Here is a 15,971-nt window from a genome sequence, read left to right as displayed (position 1 = left end):
CTTAGACCATTTTCAAAAAACTGCTATGCAGATTACATGTAATCTGCTGCCATGCAATAGGTTATTGAAAAACAACATTTATAGCTATATCTATAAATGTAATCTGCATACTATTGAATATTTTTATGGGTGTGGAATTACTGAAATCTGCGGTAAGTATTTTGCCCAAAAGAGCGGCAATACCGGCGAAGTCCAGTGACCACTAACCTGAGCACTAATAATTCCTATAGCAAACAGCAAAAGTAAAGCTATGGAATAATGCATTGGTTTTAACGCTGTTGCTGTTAAGCGATTATAAAAGTTAATGGCTTTGGTTGGACAAGCGGTTATGCAGCGTTGACAACAAGTACATTCAGGAGAAATGATTCCCGTGGATTTAGATATTTGTAAATTAGTTGGGCACTGTTTGTCACAAATACCGCACGAATCGCAAAGGTTTGGTTGCCGTCTGATTTGTAGTGGAGAAAAAATAGCAGCAATATTGAGCAACGCACCATAAGGACAAAGATAACGGCACCAGAAAAAAGGGATTAGAATTGTCATGACAACTAATGATCCAATTACTTTTAGCATAAGTGGGGAAGGATTCAGAAAAAATGCCAGCATTTTGGCATCGGAAATAATATTGTAAGAGGAATAAATAAAGGCTGCGGCATCTGCTCCAGACATTTGCACCAGGATAACCTGAATGAAAAAGAAGAGCAGGATATATTTAGGCAGCATAAGAAGATAATGTACTATTCTGGGAAGTGGTATTTTCAACCGCAATAATTGAGTTCGCCCGTAGTTGAGTAATTCTGATAACGTGCCAATCGGACAGATATGACTACAAATACCCCGCCGGAAAACCAACGCCGAAAAAAAGACAATCAGTAAAATAGATAACCCTGCCGGATGAATTTGGTCGAATACCCCAGTACTGATTAGCTGTTTTAGTCCTACCAGGGCTGACAACGGTAAAAAAGTCTCGATCACCGGAAAGCGTAGCGAGAAGTTGGCAATGTCACCAGCTAAAGTTGATTCGACTAAAGAGAAAAATTGATAACCTGCCCACAAATATAAAAGCAAGAAATATAACTGCATTATTCGACGAATTATCAAAACCGTAACCTCCACACCCGTTCATAGTACTATAAAAGGCGGTGACAAAGCACCGCCGTTTATAGTACGGGATATCCCGAACCAAGGGTTTACTATTTCTAATATTATTAGCGGCTAAGAATAGCCTGTATATCGTCTTCCGGAGTGCTGATTGGTTTTAAATTGAATTTTTCAACCAAGATGTTCAGTACATTACCCGATAAGAAAGCCGGCAGAGTCGGCCCGATATAGATATTCTTTATGCCAAGCGCGAGTAGCGTAAGCAATATGCATACAGCCTTTTGTTCGTACCAGGAAAGTACCAGCGTTAGCGGCAGGTCATTAACACCGCATTTGAAGGCACCAGCAAGGGCAATCGCAACCTGGATGGCAGAGTAAGCATCATTACATTGTCCCATATCAAGTATCCTGGGAATTCCGCCAATGTCACCAATGTTAAGATCATTAAACCGGTATTTGCCACAGGCTAAGGTCAAAATTACTGTATCTTCCGGTGTCTTTTTTACAAATTCTGTATAATAATTTCTACCTGGTTTGGCACCGTCGCAGCCGCCAACAAGGAAAAAGTGTTTAATCGCTCCGGCTTTGACAGCATCAATTACTTTATCAGCCACACCTAACACCGCGTTACGGGCAAATCCGGTCATTAACTCGGTACCGCCATTAATACCGGTAAACTGTTTATCTTCTTTCCAGCCGCCAAGTTCCAGTGCTTTGTTAATAATCGACGAAAAATCCTTCTGCGCCAATTTATTTTCTTTGCTCCCAATACCAAATAACTCCATTGCTTTATCAAGAATTGAGGGAGAATCCTTTTTACTATTTGCATCAGGGATATGCTTCAATTCCGGGTAGCCGACTACAGCGGTTGTAAAAATCCGGTCGGCATAAGACGATTTTGGTGGCATCAGGCAATTGGTGGTGTAAAGAATAGGCGCGGGAATGCTGTCAAATTCCTTTTGCTGATTTTGCCAGGCTGTTCCAAAATTACCTTTCAGGTGCGCGTATTTTTTTAATTCGGGATAAGCGTGAGCCGGTAACATTTCACCATGAGTGTAAATAGTAATACCTTTGCCTTCGGTTTGCTCTAAAAGCTGCTTCAGATCATGCAGATCATGACCGGTGACAACAATGAACGGTCCTTTTTCTACAAGCATCGAAACCTTAGTCGGTACAGGGTGCCCAAAAGCTGTTGTATTGGCTTCATCCAACAGGCCCATGCATTTTAGGTTGATTTGACCAAATTGCATCAGCAGATTCAGCCATTCTTCCGCAGTGTGCTCTTCACCGATAGCGCGCATTCCTTTATAAAACCACGCGGTAACCTCATCATCTTTTTTATCCAGCACATAGGCGTGCCAGGCGTATGCTGCCATACCCCGCAGACCCAGCAGCAGGGTGGAGCGCAAAGATACAATGTCCTCATTACCAGTCCATAAATCATTAACAGGAAAATCTTTCGCACTTGAATCTAACTTGTTTTTTTCATCCTTAATTAGATTGATCAATTCGTTAATACGTAATTTATCAAAGTTTACGTTGGTGACTGTAGCAAATAACCCCAGCATCATGAGTTCATCAGCCAATTTGGAAGGCGTGTTTTTAGCTGCAGCGCGTCCCAGACCAACAAGGGCACAAGTAAGTTCATCTTGCTTATTAGCGACCTCAGAATTTTTACCACATACACCTACTTTAGTACAACCTTTACCGCCGGCGGTTTGTTCACACTGAAAACAAAACATGTCTGACATTTTTTCTCCTCCTTAACCTTTAATGGTGGCTTGTTTTTCTTGTTTTCATTGTATTATAATATAAAATAAAAATCGGTAGCCATAGCTACCAAAGTGAGGTTGTGATGCGTTTTGAGAACTAAATTTTTAGAGGTCCTCATGCAATCACCGTTATTTAACGGAATTACCGCAGATGCATTAGAAGCTGTGATTAATTGCTTACAACCCAAAGTTTGCAGCTACTCTAAGAACAGTTACGTCACAATTGAAGGCGAGAATTTTACCGGCTTGGGTATTTTGCTTACCGGCAAGGCAACTGCAATAAAGGAAAACGCAGCAGGAAACCGGATTGTTATGACATTGCTGGCACCAGGAGACATGTTTGGTGAAATGTTTGTATTCTCCGTAAATGGTATTTGGCCTTTTTCAGTTATTGCCCAGGATGAATGTCAGGTAATGTTTCTACCAGCGATAAAAATTGTGGGAACGTGTTCCAATGTATGTGCAAACCATAAACAAATTATTACCAATCTGCTGACTATAATGTCGGAGAAAGCAATCATGCTGAACCGACAAGTAGAATACCTTGCGCTTAAGGGAATGCGCGAAAAAATAAGTACCTATCTACTGGAACAGCACAAGTTAGCCGCCAGCCAGACTTTTACCACGATGTTAAACCGTAACGATTTAGCTGATTTCCTTAATGTCTCCCGGACAGCACTTTCAAGAGAAATGGGCCGAATGCGCGATGAAGGTCTGATTGACTATTATCGATCAGCTATAAAAATTAAAAATCTGGATGCATTGAAAAAGGTTATCCGATAAGAAAAGCCTTAGTCGTTCCATCCAGAGGAAAGGTTAACCTTTCCCTCCGGATAAAAACTCAGGACTACAGCACCTAGGCTGAGTCCTGAGTTTTTACATTCTATAGTTATTATCATTAATAACTATAAGAGGTTTATACCGGCAGCCCGATTAGCAGCCTCAATTGCCTGACGCGCGAATTCACTGGCTTGAGCGGCCGAATTCAGACTTTGATCAGGATTATGGAAGCCCATACTGTTTTCAGCAGCGACAAAATCCCAATACCACTGAGCCTTACGCACCAGTTCCCTGGCATTTTCCAGTTCAGTCTGATTCACAGTAGGTACCTCGGAGGCTTTTTTGATGGCCTCATGGGCACGAGCCACATTTTGACCAGCAGTATGCAATACCTCAAAAGTATAATCCTGGGTAGTTTTGACTTGGTCCATCAGCCAGGCACTGCCTTGCGTATGGCAAGTGCCACACGCAGCATCAAGATTAGTAAGCGGACTGGTCATCCAGTGCGAACTGTATTTCTGTCCATCTTGACGCATATAGGGCATATGGCAATCAGCGCAGGCTACACCCGCTTTGCCATGCGTTCCGTTAGACCAGGTTTCGAAATCAGGGTGCTGGGTTTTCAGCATCGCAGTTTTAGAATCAGGATGCTGCCAATCCTGAACAAAACCACCTGGTTTCTCTGCATAATAGGCATACATATCGCCGGCTTTCATGCCTTTATCCCAGGGGAATACAACGCGAACCGTATTGGGTTCAAAAAAGTATTCCGCATGACACTGGCCGCACACATAACTTCTCATGTCCTCACGACTGGCCTTAGATACATCAACCCCCTTACGATCCATTGCTTCAATGAACGCCGGATTAATGACCCGCAAATCCATAGTTTCGGGATCATGGCAGTTCGCACAGCTTATCGAACCATGGGACGGCACCTGATCCATCAACTGAGTCAGAGGAATCTTGGTATAGCCCCAGCCTGACTCCTGGTAAAACTTCTCCAGATAGGGTGTCTTGCAAGTTATGCAAGCTCCCGGCGATTTGGGACCAATCCGTTTCGTTTCTTTAATATCCTCCATTGCGTAAACATGTCCACGGTCCTCAGCATAGTCTACGCTAAAAGGCATGCCTTTGAAATTTGTATTAATTTCAGGCATCTGTTCAGATTTTTGAACTTTCATACTACCGCCATACCCTGTTGGCGACAGCGCCATCGTAGCATTCTTCTTGTAACTCTCATACTGCAATGGATAAAACTTCCCCCATACCGCCGGATCATATTCCCCTGCCGGAATTTTTGCTATCTTGACGGTAGATGCGGGCTTGGCAATGCCAATCCTGATGATAACAAAACCAAAGAAAACTAGCAGCACACCTAGCAAAGCAATCATCGATTTCTGTGTTTTATTCAAGCTTTATCCCTCCTTTGCTTTTGTTCATGCCATGGACTAAGCCACGATGGCATTGAGTGCAATCCTGCCCACCGGCCCCCATGCCGGTTTTTTCAACCGTAGACTGGTGACAGCGCAGGCAGTTATCTGCTATATAGCTTTTTCCCTTTGTTGATACCTGGATTGTTGCCGGATAATCTCTCAGTACTTCATGATACACATCATTAATGCCGGTCTGAGTTTTAGCAGCCAATTTCACCGCTATATTGCCATTCGGCAGATGACACTCGGTGCATTCAATCTGCTTGTGGTTAGATGCCTGCCAGGATGTATGAGCCTGTTCCATAGAATGGCAGCTTCCACAAAACTCAGGTGTTTCGGCGTGAACATAGCCAAAAGCGCCAAACAAAATAACCACCACTGTGAAAGCGCAACCGATAGCCATCAGCTTTAACGCATTACGGTTTAAGTACTGACTTATATCCAACAATATCCCTCCTCTCCTCTTTTTTTGGGCTAATTATAAGTCCCGGCAGAAGGACAATGACCCCGTGACAACGTTGTAGCACCTACTCAAAATAGCGCCTACTGATCTTTTTAGCGCCCACAGCTGCACCACGGCTCCTCTGCTAAATAATTGCCATTCGAGTAATAATAAGCTCTAGCCCGGCAACCGCCGCAGATATCATCATAGCCGCACCGGCTGCAACCGCCTGTCAGCGGTTCCTGCCGGAACTTATGAAAGAGCTGACTTTCTTTCCATAGCAAATGGAACGCTTTTTCCCGCACATTCCCCGCTTTTAGCGGCAAATACGGACAAGGTTGCACATCTCCGTTAGGCAAAATAACACAATAGGATGTACCTGCCAGGCAGCCTTTGGTAAAACGCGTTGGTATATTTTTTTGTTTGGCAATACGCATAAATTGCGGCGCACAAGTCGGCTTGATCTCGATAGGTACCTGAGTCTGTTTATCAAGAATGCGCTCTAATAAAGCCTCATAATCAGCTGTCTTAAGCGTAGTCGCTTCGATATCCTTGCCGCGTCCGGTAGGCACCAGAAAAAATATGTGATGGGCCACCGCCCCTAGCTCAACAGCAAAGTCGGTAATGGCAGTAATCTCGCCTTGATTATTGTTCGTAACAGTAGTATGAATTTGAAAGGGAAGCCCGCCAGAGCGACAGGCCGCCATACCGCGCAATGTTTTAGCCCAAGCGCCGTCTGAGCCGCGAAACTTGTCATGCTGAGCCTCATCCTTACTATCCAGACTAATCCCGGCGCATGCCAGACCGGCTTCTTTTAACTTACCGGCAACCTCGGAAGTAATCAGAATACCGTTAGTCCCCAGCACCGGCCGCATTCCCAAACTGCGGGCGAAACTGATTAATTCATAAATATCCGGCCTAAGCAATGGCTCACCACCACTAAAAATCATAATCTTAAAACCAGCCTTCGCTATTTCCGAGAGCAGTTTCTTCCCTTCAGCAGTATCCAGTTCATCGCTGTACTTAATTCCGGCGTCGCGATAGCAGTGAATACAGCTGATATTACAAGCCTGCGTTGTATTCCAGGAGATAATCATCGTACTTGCTCCTTCCAGTCATATTTGATAGCCTGCCTTTTTTCTGTGCTCTAGCTTAAAAAGACGCCGTTTTTTTATCGGCTATGCAAAGCTTTCGACGGCTAATGCCTGCCGATATTGTGCCGATAGTTATTAAAACAGTTCCCAGCCAGACAAGGTTTATAAGCGGCTTGCGGCTGATTTCCACATCTATGCGCGCCTGCTCCGGCGGTGCGGCTAAATCTTTGATCCCAACTGTTACTGTCCCGTCCCCCATATTGATTGCTGTAACAATTAGTTCATAATGGCCGAATACCTTAAAAGGTACCGGTATCATCTGCCCGTTACGGGATATTAATTCAGGCTTTGCCTCTTCGGCATTGCCGTCGTGGGTAACTTCCAGCAGTGCATATACCCGAACATCGCCACTGGCCCCACTGCCGCCCATACCGTACCGGATGAGCTTAACCGCTACTGCTTCTTCCTGTTTCTGTTCCCCTTTAAGTAAGGTCATTTCTTTATGCAGGCTTTCCTCTTGCTGCATAGCTGGCGCTAAATAGATATCTGCGGACAGCATCCGATAAATTCCGGGTTCCCGGGCTGCCGGATGGCCTTCCTTATTTAACTTCGTAAACGACTCTAGAACAGTATTGGCTTCCCCTGCCAAGGAAAAGCTTTGATAAAATCCATGTCCCTCAGCAGCTAACCGCGTTCCTAAGTAAGTAAAATTAGTTCCCAGTACCTGTTGTCTTTCTCCCTGCTGGAAACTCACATATACAGCTTGACTAGCCAATGACGAAAAGAGAATGCCAATCAGAGTGATCGCTACACCAACATGTGCAAGTCCGGCCCCACGGCTGATTCTCTTAACTCTTACCGCCAAGATACTGGCAGCAATAATCGCCGCAGACAGCCCGATTGTCGCGCAGGCAAGCGGCTGACGAATTCCACCGGCAACCGCAAGAACCATTGAAACAATGGCTAAGCCTGCGATCCACCAATAACGGGCCAATAAACGGGTTCTATCTTCACCCCAGCCAACTAAAGAACCGACAGCTAACAATAATGCCAAACCAGCCGCCAGCGGCAGAGTCGTTGTATTGTAGAAGGCGGTACTGACATTTTGCGGATTGCCCAGCAACATAGCCACAAGCGGTGTTGACATGCCGACAAGGACGATAACTCCTAGCGCCGCAAAAATGATTGCCGTTGACGCCAGGAAAAATTCCCGGCTCTTAACCGCCGGATACAACTCCCCCTCAGGCAGAGTCGGCCAGCGAATAATCAGTATCACCAGAGCGCTAACCGCAGTAATTAGTACAAAGCTGGCCAATATTCCGCCCACCCCTTCGTCACTAAAAGAGTGGGTTGAAAAATCGCTTAGTATTCCGCTGCGAGTGAGGAAAGTTCCATACATAACCAGGACAAAAGTAAATAGTGCGGCAAAACTGGCCGGTCTGACGGCTGCTAACCTGACACGTGCCAACAATAAAAGATGTACCAGCGCACCGCAGGCCAGCCAGGGAACAAGCGAAGAATTTTCAACTGGATCCCAACCCCAATAACCACCCCAGCCTAGCACTTTGTAAGCCCAAAAACCGCCTAAAAATATCCCGGCTCCCAAAGCTGCCCAGGCAAACAGTGCCCAAGGGAGCGCCTGACTAACCCAGTTTTTATGACGCCCGGTTACGATGCCGTCAATAGCGTAGGCAAAAGGCACTGCCAACCCCGCATAACCAAGGAATAGTACTGGCGGATGGACCACCATCCAGGGGTCTTTCAACAACGGATTGAGACCAAATCCGTCCAGCCGGGGCTCTGTCAACATCATAAACGGGCTCTTGGCAAGCAAAATAACAAGCAGCATAATTTGCACTCCAGCGTATACAGTCATAGCACAGGGTTGATTTTTCCGGGCCAATAACAAACCAAAACTGACATGAAAAAGCGCCCACAACAGGAATGATCCTTCCTGTCCGGCCCAAAAGGCCGATAGCTTATAAATCAGGCTAAGCTCCCGGGAGGAGTAGCCAAATACATAAGCAAACTGAAATTGATCGCTTACAATAATATAAAACAAATACAAGACTGTAACGGCGATAAACAGAGCAGACAAGCGATAGTAGAATAATCCCTTGTCCTTGCCGGCCGATATCCGCTGCGCCAAGCGGCGGGTCGAAGAGGCCATATGAGCATTTAGATAACAAAACAGCGCAATTCCTGTTGCCACTAAAGCCATAAATAGTGCTGCATAGCCAATCATTCTGGTTTCACACTCCCCTGGTATTTGGATGGACACTTAATCAGCAATTTTTCGGCCCTAAACAGACCGTTTTGATATTTACCAACAGCTACAATACTAGTGGCTTGATCCAGCCCTTCCGGTTTGGACCCCTGATAAATAACCGGCACCTCTTCACCGGTTTCGTCTCTCAACAAAAACGTAACGGTCTTGCCGTTCTCTGTCACCGTTATCTTTTCGGTGGCAAGCACCCCACGCACCTGAACGGCTCCGGTCGAGGACTTAGCCTGGGCAAAACTGACATAGGGTGTCAGGGAAGTCTGAAAGGCAATAAAGCTATACGCCACAAAGGCAATAATAATCAACAAACCGATTCTATGCCGCATTTTCATCATTTCACACCCTCTTCCCCACTACTAGCCGTTTCCCGTTGCTGCCGGGAGTTGATCCGGCAATTCAGCAACTGCCAAAAAATAGCCGTGCAGGCAATCAACGCAGCAATAAGCACAACCAGCATACTAGTATCCATTTCGATTCTGGCACCACTGTTAATGACCGGTGCAGGATGCAGCGAAAAATAATAACGCGGAATAATAAACACTAAAAATGGTACTGTGGTAAAGGAACAAAGGGAGTATACCGCTGCAATGCGGGCTTTTTGTTCTTCATCTTCAATGGCTGAGCGCAAAGCCAAATACGCCCCGTAAATCAAAAGCAAAATAAAAATGGTTGTCTGCCTGGGATCCCAGTTCCAGTAAGCTCCCCAGGTTAGTTTGGCGAAGACTGCGCCACTGACTGTCGCCAGAATGCAGAAAGCAAAGCCCAGGGATGCCGCGGCCGAACTTCTCCAGTCATACTCAGCCTTGCGGGTACGCAGATACATGCATGCCCAGACAGCGGACAATAGCAAGGCCAATACGGAAACCCAGGCCACCGGTATATGAAAAAAAGCAATTCGAACCAAATTACCTAATCCTTGGGCTGGCGGCACAATATAAAATACTGCGTAGATAACGCCGACCGTCCAGATGCAAATACCGGAAATGCTTACATAACTGCGTTTCACCGGAAAGCCCCCTTTCAATTCTCCCAGAGATAGTCGAATAAAATTGATGCCGCAATTATCACTGTAATATCATAGCCTGCCATAAACACAAAGTCCTGTACTCCGGGCAGGATACCGTCAAATACACAGGCAGTAGCTGCAATCGCCATCAGAAATTGCGGCAGTAGCAAGGGAAAAGTAACTACAGTAAACAGTGCTCCCTTGCCGCCTGCCTGGCAGACCATTAGCGCAGTCAGCGTAGCGATCGTGGCGATTCCTACATCACCCAGCACCAGCACGGCACCAAACTCCAGCCATAGTGGTATTGTAACATTAAGCAATATAACAAATAACGGGATAACAAGCACAGTTACGGCTATTAGCAATAATATATTGAACAGTGTCTTGCCAAAATAGACCGCCTGCCCGTTGGCGTACAGGCGAAGTGTGAACAGCGTTCCCGCTTCCTGCTCTTGAACAAATACCCGTGATAAACCAGCCATAGCGCAAAAGAAAAGAATTACCCATAACAGCGCTGCAGCCAACGCAGAACTGACAACCGCACCTGCCAAACTCATACTAATGCTAGCCAGCGTAACAAGGGCAAACATCGTTAGGGCGCTAAACGCATAGCTAGACCGCAACTCACATAGTGCATCCTTGTGAACTATTGCCCCCACCACACTATACCAAGGCAATTTTTTGTCCGGCATAGTTGGCCTCCTCCCGCTCATTAGTCGCTATAATGACTGCCACCTCCTGCGCCAGTGCGTCCTTTATCAGCTGCTTTACAAGCTTCTTGCCTTCTTCATCAAGGTTGGAGGAAGGTTCATCCAGCAGCCATATTGGCGGCCTTAGCGCATCTAATATGGCAAACTTTAACCGTTGCCGCATTCCGGTTGAATAAGTACTGAGCAGTTCCTGCTGACGTCCGCCTAAGCCCACATTCTTAAAACAGCTTTGCAGTCGTTCAGCAGATAACTCAACTCCGCGGGCCCGTACCAGGAATCGAAGATTTTCATAGCCGGTCATGGCGTTATAGAGGATTAATTCCGGCGATATCAGGCCAAAACAGCCCCTTCTATTATCGACAGCTACTTCATGGCCGTGATTACGTACCTTTACTATACCAGAGCTTGGCCTAATCAGACCGGCAATAATCTTGAGCAGTGTGGATTTACCGGAACCGTTGGGACCCATCACCACAATGCAGTCTCCCGAACAAATCTGCCGGTTTATAGCAACAAATAATTGCCGACGACCGTATTTTTTAGAAACATTAACAAGTTCTACCTCGATCCCCTGCATTGTCATTCCCCCAGCGCCCAATGATAACCTCAATTTTAAGTACATTTCTTCTGTTACCTATTATATCGAAAGGTAATTACAGCGATCTTAAGCAAATATTACAAATCTATTACATTTATCTCCGTTTCGTATCACTACCGCCTAAAATTCTGTCTCCTTATTTGTAATACTTTCTTAAGATCTTACCCATTGCGCCACATAGGAGACCATTTTATACTTAACTAAGCAATGGTACTAGTTTAAGGAGGTATACAAAGCAATGGCAATTTCAAGTATGATTATCCAACCGGTGACTGGCTCTATTAACATGGTATCACAAGCATTATCAGCCATAAGCGGTGTCACCGTTCATTCTGTTTCCCCTAAGCAAGAAATCATCATTGTGGTAGAAGCGGCCTCGTTAACACAAGTCAACGAAGTCGCCCGCACCATTGAAGCTATTGCCGGTGTACTCGGCGTCTTCCCCACATACATAACAACAGCCGATGAGCAGGAAGATAGGATCAGCTAAGCTTTTGCCAGGTTTACAGCACATATTTTATATTCTGGCTGCTTGGAGACATCGTCAAAGGCATCAATTGTCACAAAATTAATCATTCTGATCATTTCAGTGTCGTGAAATGGCACATACACCATCCCTGGCCGTGGCTGTCCACGGCCATTAATTTTGGCCTTTAGCTGGCATTCACCGCGACGGGAAGTTATTTTTACTAATTCACCATCGTTTACTCCTATTTTTTCAGCATCAGACTGGTTGAGTTCAACATACATCTCCGGCATAGCACGTTTGAGTTCCGGCACGTTCATTGTCATTGTTGAAGTGTGCCAATGCTCCAGAACACGTCCGGTAGACAAATAGAAGGGATAATCCGCATCCGGCATTTCCTGCGGATTGGCCTGAGGTCTGGCAAAGATAACAGCCCGGCCATCAGGTTTGCCGTAAAACCGGATGCCTTCCTTAACATATGGATCATAGGGCGCGGCATAGCGGATATAGGTATCCGGGCCGTTTGGATCCGGCACAGGCCAGGTCAAGCCCCGCTCTTTTTTCAGCCTAGCATAAGGCGGTAACTCCATTTTCGTACCAATAGTGCATTTACGGTATTCTTCCCAGATCTCGTCATTCGTTTTATAAGGAAATAGGTCTTCAAAGCCTAGCCGTTTAGCTACTTCTATAAGCGCCCAAACATCTGGTTTGGCTTCGCCTGGCGCTTCTACGGCCTTGGCAAGATGCTGCGTACGCCGTTCACCGTTGCCAAAGACCCCTTCCTTCTCCATCCATAGTGCCGCCGGTAGAACAACATCAGCCAGTTCGCTGGTTCGCGTCGGATGGTAGGTTTCGGAAACAATCATAAACGTCTTTTCCATCCCCGCACGGTAAGGTTTAAGGTTAGGGATAGACTGTCCCGGATTAGTACATACAACCCATAATACTTTGAGCGCACCACTTGCTGCCGCCCGGAACAGTTCGATGGTATGATATCCCGGTTTCGGACTCATTTTAGCAGGATCTATCCCCCAGATTTTGGCGATTTCTTCCCGATGTTTAGGATTAGCCACTACGCGATGAGCAGGCAGCAGATGGGATAGTGCACCTACTTCACGGATACTGCCGCAAGCACTTGGTTGGCCGGTAAGTGAAAACGGCGTATTCCCCGGCCGGCAGATTTTGCCTGTAAGAAGATGCAGGTTGTGCACCAGATTGTTGGCCCAAGTACCACGAATCCGCTGGTTAAGTCCCATCGTCCACATCGACATCGTATTTTGGCCCTTTGCCGCAAATAAACGAGCCACTTCGCGAATTTTCTCCGCAGGCAGGTCAATCAGTCCTGTTACCTTATCCGGCGCATAATCAGCGAGGAATGTTTTAAATTCGTCAAAGGACAGTTTTTTCTCACCTTGCATAAAATTTGTATGTTGATCTATAAAGTCCCTGTCAACTAAGTTTTCCTCAATAATCACATAGGCCATGCTATTTAACAGAGCTAAGTCGGTTCCTGGTACAAACTGCAGAAAAACATCAGCTATATCGGCAGTACGGGTACGCCGGGGATCGACAACAATAATTTTTACATTAGGGTTACTATTTTTGCGATCCACCAGTCTTGAATATAAAACCGGGTGAGCTTCGGCCATATTGGCACCAATAATGAAAAAAACATCGGCTTGCTCAATATCGGCATAGGCTCCCATTGGCTCGTCTTCGCCAAAAGTGCTTACATACCCTGCTACCGCACTGGCCATACAGGTACGGGGATTACCATCAATATTATTAGTACCAATCGCTCCCTTAAATAGTTTATTAGCAACATAAGCTTCTTCCGCGATATTCTGACCGGAACCGTAATACCCCACTGAATCCGGCCCAAATTGTGCAATGGCTTCTTTGAATTTTACGGCAATGAGATCCAGGGCTTCATCCCAAGAAACGTTAACAAATTGACCGTCTTTTTTAACCATTGGATGGAGCAAACGATCTTTGGTATCCATAATTTTAGGCAGAAGTATCCCTTTGACACACAACCTGCCCTTATTAACAGTATTTTCCGGATCGCCTTTAACCGCAACTATTTTTCCTTTACTGACTCCTGCCAATACGCCGCATCCTACACCGCAGTACCGGCAAACACCCTTGACCCATTTTTCCGCGTCGTGCTGCGAGGTTGTCCCCTGGGCACCTCTGCCGCCAGAGTCAGGCGAACAGCCAGAACTAACTAATGCCGTACTAACGGCAATCGCTTTCAAAAAATCCCGGCGAGAAAACTTCATGAAAAAACCTCCCGGCAAAATAGTAGTCTTATCTCTGCATTGCATCCAAATGGCATCTGGCGCAAGTATCGCGGCTCGGTACCGCGTTGTTGAGTTTAGTATCATGAACTAGGCCGCTATGACAGGTAACACAGGTCATACCATTGTCAAAGTGTTTGACCGTATGCGGGTCCTTTGCTGCCAGCGCCTTATCGGCATTTAGTTTTACTTTATCCTGATGACAGTTGTAGCAATTAATATCGTGCTCATTGCCTTTGGGCTCGATTTTTGAACTGGTAATATGCACATAGACTTCTTTCATTCCTTTGGCCTTAGTCTTCACAAGTCCGATGGCTCCCGGCTCGCCATGGCAATCCTCGCAGCCAACATTTTTATGCGCAGACATTTGCCAAGACTGATACGTTGAATTCATTTCATGACAAGAAGAACCACAAAACTCCGGACGAGATGAGTAATCCGCCATCCAGCCGGCAAAAATCAGTAAGAAAACAATGATAGCTCCCAATAATACAATATGCCGGCCTGTCAATTTTTCTTTACCTCGTAATACCATCCATAAATTCATGCTGTACTCCACCTCCTTTCTGTTTGCTTTTCCATGTAAAATAGACCGCTTTCGCCGCGCAAGCATCCACACAGTCGCCACAATTGGTGCACGTCAGCTGATCAAGTGGCCTGTGACTGCCGACATCCACCTGCAGAGTACATGCATTGCGGCATTTATGGCAGCTACAGCAATGGGAGCGGTCAATACCAATCGTTACCAGCCGCCATTTCCCCAGCAGGCCGTATAATGCCCCAGCGGGACATAGGTTGCGACACCATGCTTTACGGTCATAAAGCCATTCCAAGGCGATAAGCGCCACCACAAAAAGTAATTCAAGTCCGACGCCGAAGGCAACTGTTCTGGACAAAATGCCAATTGGTGATAGTATGGTGAACAGCGGTAAATTTGTTATCAACGCGGCTAACAAAAACAGGACCAGTATTTGATAAGGCAGCCAGCCATTTCTGTTCCTGCGAACCCTGGGTGCCCTGATGCTGGCTGCAAGTTCAAACACCGTGTTTAACGGACAGATCCAGCTGCAGAAAACCCGTCCAAATAGTAATGTTGCTATAAGCAGCGGGATCATCGACCCAATAAGCGGCCACCAAATCATCGTGCCAGCCAGCATAACCTCAATCGCCGCCAGTGGATCAGTAAGTGCCATTCCTACTGCCTGAGAGGATAAATAGGTTCCAAACCACATCCGGTTCACAGGCCAAACAAGCGGCAGGAACAACAGAGAAAAAGCCAAAAGTTGAACCGTTCGCCGTACAGCCTTAACCTTCATTGGCGTTTTCCTGCCTGTACTTTGATTGCCGCTGGCTCGGCAATACATACATGTTCACAGACGCCGCACCCCACACAAACGTCCTTGTCCACCACCGGACGTTTATGATTTTCCAGTTTGATGGCTTGGTTATAAAACGGACAACTGGTATAACAGATCTTACACTCATCACCCAGCCAGGCCAGACAGGCATCATGGTCGATCTCCGCCAGTCCCATCCGGACATTTGCCTTTTCTACTGACCGCAGTGCACCGCTGGAGCAGACACCAATACAATTAAGACACAAATCGCATGCTGCCTCCCGGGGCATGAGATACGGTGTACCGATGGCCAACCCGCTATTGCCCTGCCCGATTTTAATTGCCCGTTGCGGGCAAACCTCTGCACACTTACCGCAGCGAAGACAGATTGCCAAAAACTCCGGCTCATTCAGCGCCCCCGGCGGCCGGAGCAAGGTATTTTTCGATTTATTATCAGTAAAACCAGATAGCAACAATGTCATGACACCGCCGATAAACAAGGCTGCCTTAGCACCCCTTTCCATAAAATAAGCCCCCTTAATTCATCTCTTTCATCATCATACCGAAAGATAATGACAGAATTATTAAGTAATTCTTACAAAAGTATTACATTTCAGCAAGCAGCGCAAAAGAAAAAGCCACCGA

General features: G+C 46.1%; 16 protein-coding genes. 2 read left to right on the top strand and 14 right to left on the bottom strand.

The features are described from left to right. Positions 1–123 precede the first annotated feature (123 nt). The gene (locus SALPA_RS15570) at positions 124–1,101 is read right to left on the bottom strand and encodes a 4Fe-4S binding protein (protein WP_145095846.1); all 978 of its coding nucleotides are present in this window, start codon (positions 1,099–1,101) and stop codon (positions 124–126) included. Between the two features lie 107 nt (positions 1,102–1,208). Beyond that, complete coding sequence (gene hcp / locus SALPA_RS15565) at positions 1,209–2,852, bottom strand: hydroxylamine reductase (RefSeq protein ID WP_145095843.1); 1,644 nt, start codon at positions 2,850–2,852, stop codon at positions 1,209–1,211. A gap of 111 nt (positions 2,853–2,963) precedes the next feature. Here hcp and SALPA_RS15560 point away from each other — a divergent pair, with 111 nt between their 5' ends. Beyond that, positions 2,964–3,656, top strand: coding sequence for a Crp/Fnr family transcriptional regulator (locus SALPA_RS15560; RefSeq protein ID WP_255451227.1), 693 nt, complete (start codon positions 2,964–2,966; stop codon positions 3,654–3,656). A 122-nt stretch (positions 3,657–3,778) separates the two neighbouring features. On the opposite strand, the gene SALPA_RS15555 is transcribed toward SALPA_RS15560, so the two are convergent. The 8 genes from SALPA_RS15555 to SALPA_RS15520 all read right to left on the bottom strand — a co-directional run bounded on the left by SALPA_RS15555 (position 3,779) and on the right by SALPA_RS15520 (position 11,202). After that, complete coding sequence (locus SALPA_RS15555; RefSeq protein WP_145095840.1) at positions 3,779–5,068, bottom strand: ammonia-forming cytochrome c nitrite reductase subunit c552; 1,290 nt, start codon at positions 5,066–5,068, stop codon at positions 3,779–3,781. Beyond that, the gene (locus SALPA_RS15550; RefSeq protein ID WP_145095837.1) at positions 5,061–5,534 is read right to left on the bottom strand and encodes a NapC/NirT family cytochrome c; all 474 of its coding nucleotides are present in this window, start codon (positions 5,532–5,534) and stop codon (positions 5,061–5,063) included. The genes SALPA_RS15555 and SALPA_RS15550 overlap by 8 nt, the downstream gene beginning before the upstream one ends. Positions 5,535–5,644: 110 nt before the next feature. Further along, a complete protein-coding gene (gene nirJ2 / locus SALPA_RS15545) occupies positions 5,645–6,628 on the bottom strand; it encodes a putative heme d1 biosynthesis radical SAM protein NirJ2 (RefSeq protein ID WP_145095834.1) in 984 nt (327 codons plus the stop codon). A gap of 55 nt (positions 6,629–6,683) precedes the next feature. Beyond that, positions 6,684–8,870: a cytochrome c biogenesis protein CcsA gene (gene ccsA, locus SALPA_RS15540; RefSeq protein ID WP_145095831.1), complete on the bottom strand. Its 2,187-nt coding sequence runs from the start codon at positions 8,868–8,870 to the stop codon at positions 6,684–6,686. Beyond that, complete coding sequence (locus tag SALPA_RS15535; protein ID WP_255451226.1) at positions 8,867–9,244, bottom strand: cytochrome c maturation protein CcmE; 378 nt, start codon at positions 9,242–9,244, stop codon at positions 8,867–8,869. Before SALPA_RS15535 ends, ccsA begins: the two co-directional genes overlap by 4 nt. After that, the gene (locus tag SALPA_RS15530; RefSeq protein WP_255451225.1) at positions 9,241–9,915 is read right to left on the bottom strand and encodes a cytochrome c biogenesis protein; all 675 of its coding nucleotides are present in this window, start codon (positions 9,913–9,915) and stop codon (positions 9,241–9,243) included. The genes SALPA_RS15535 and SALPA_RS15530 overlap by 4 nt, the downstream gene beginning before the upstream one ends. 14 nt (positions 9,916–9,929) lie before the next feature. Continuing rightward, complete coding sequence (locus SALPA_RS15525) at positions 9,930–10,607, bottom strand: heme exporter protein CcmB (RefSeq protein WP_145095828.1); 678 nt, start codon at positions 10,605–10,607, stop codon at positions 9,930–9,932. Next, positions 10,579–11,202 (bottom strand): ABC transporter ATP-binding protein, encoded by a 624-nt coding sequence (locus tag SALPA_RS15520; RefSeq protein ID WP_145095825.1) that lies wholly within the window; start codon positions 11,200–11,202, stop codon positions 10,579–10,581. Before SALPA_RS15520 ends, SALPA_RS15525 begins: the two co-directional genes overlap by 29 nt. Before the next feature lie 259 nt (positions 11,203–11,461). Between SALPA_RS15520 and SALPA_RS15515 the strand changes: the two genes are divergently transcribed. Continuing rightward, positions 11,462–11,713, top strand: coding sequence for a chaperone NapD (locus tag SALPA_RS15515; protein WP_145095823.1), 252 nt, complete (start codon positions 11,462–11,464; stop codon positions 11,711–11,713). On the opposite strand, the gene SALPA_RS15510 is transcribed toward SALPA_RS15515, so the two are convergent. From SALPA_RS15510 to SALPA_RS15495, 4 genes are read right to left on the bottom strand one after another with little or no spacing between them, the layout of a single operon-like run. After that, entirely contained in the window at positions 11,710–13,971 is a 2,262-nt protein-coding gene (locus SALPA_RS15510) for a molybdopterin-dependent oxidoreductase (protein WP_145095820.1), read from the bottom strand. The genes SALPA_RS15515 and SALPA_RS15510 overlap by 4 nt on opposite strands. A gap of 28 nt (positions 13,972–13,999) precedes the next feature. Further along, positions 14,000–14,536: a NapC/NirT family cytochrome c gene (locus SALPA_RS15505; protein WP_255451224.1), complete on the bottom strand. Its 537-nt coding sequence runs from the start codon at positions 14,534–14,536 to the stop codon at positions 14,000–14,002. Further along, complete coding sequence (locus tag SALPA_RS15500; RefSeq protein ID WP_186451086.1) at positions 14,508–15,305, bottom strand: 4Fe-4S binding protein; 798 nt, start codon at positions 15,303–15,305, stop codon at positions 14,508–14,510. The genes SALPA_RS15505 and SALPA_RS15500 overlap by 29 nt, the downstream gene beginning before the upstream one ends. Beyond that, the gene (locus SALPA_RS15495) at positions 15,302–15,850 is read right to left on the bottom strand and encodes a 4Fe-4S dicluster domain-containing protein (protein ID WP_145095814.1); all 549 of its coding nucleotides are present in this window, start codon (positions 15,848–15,850) and stop codon (positions 15,302–15,304) included. The genes SALPA_RS15500 and SALPA_RS15495 overlap by 4 nt, the downstream gene beginning before the upstream one ends. Between the last annotated feature and the right edge of the window lie 121 nt (positions 15,851–15,971).

Origin of the sequence: Sporomusa sp. KB1 (genome assembly GCF_007830295.1) — a bacterium.
GTDB lineage: Bacteria > Bacillota > Negativicutes > Sporomusales > Sporomusaceae > Sporomusa.
Note: the sequence above shows the minus strand (reverse complement) of the source record. Positions and strands in the feature narration are given on the sequence as shown.

Bases quoted from the DNA above. Each gene is read 5' to 3' on its own strand.
- hcp (WP_145095843.1), bottom strand. From the start codon at position 2,852: ATGTCAGACATGTTTTGTTTTCAGTGTGAACAAACCGCCGGCGGTAAA.
- nirJ2 (WP_145095834.1), bottom strand. From the start codon at position 6,628: ATGATTATCTCCTGGAATACAACGCAGGCTTGTAATATCAGCTGTATT.
- ccsA (WP_145095831.1), bottom strand. From the start codon at position 8,870: ATGATTGGCTATGCAGCACTATTTATGGCTTTAGTGGCAACAGGAATT.
- SALPA_RS15535 (WP_255451226.1), bottom strand. From the start codon at position 9,244: ATGATGAAAATGCGGCATAGAATCGGTTTGTTGATTATTATTGCCTTT.
- SALPA_RS15525 (WP_145095828.1), bottom strand. From the start codon at position 10,607: ATGCCGGACAAAAAATTGCCTTGGTATAGTGTGGTGGGGGCAATAGTT.
- SALPA_RS15520 (WP_145095825.1), bottom strand. From the start codon at position 11,202: ATGCAGGGGATCGAGGTAGAACTTGTTAATGTTTCTAAAAAATACGGT.
- SALPA_RS15515 (WP_145095823.1), top strand. From the start codon at position 11,462: ATGGCAATTTCAAGTATGATTATCCAACCGGTGACTGGCTCTATTAAC.
- SALPA_RS15510 (WP_145095820.1), bottom strand. From the start codon at position 13,971: ATGAAGTTTTCTCGCCGGGATTTTTTGAAAGCGATTGCCGTTAGTACG.
- SALPA_RS15505 (WP_255451224.1), bottom strand. From the start codon at position 14,536: ATGAATTTATGGATGGTATTACGAGGTAAAGAAAAATTGACAGGCCGG.
- SALPA_RS15500 (WP_186451086.1), bottom strand. From the start codon at position 15,305: ATGAAGGTTAAGGCTGTACGGCGAACGGTTCAACTTTTGGCTTTTTCT.
- SALPA_RS15495 (WP_145095814.1), bottom strand. From the start codon at position 15,850: ATGGAAAGGGGTGCTAAGGCAGCCTTGTTTATCGGCGGTGTCATGACA.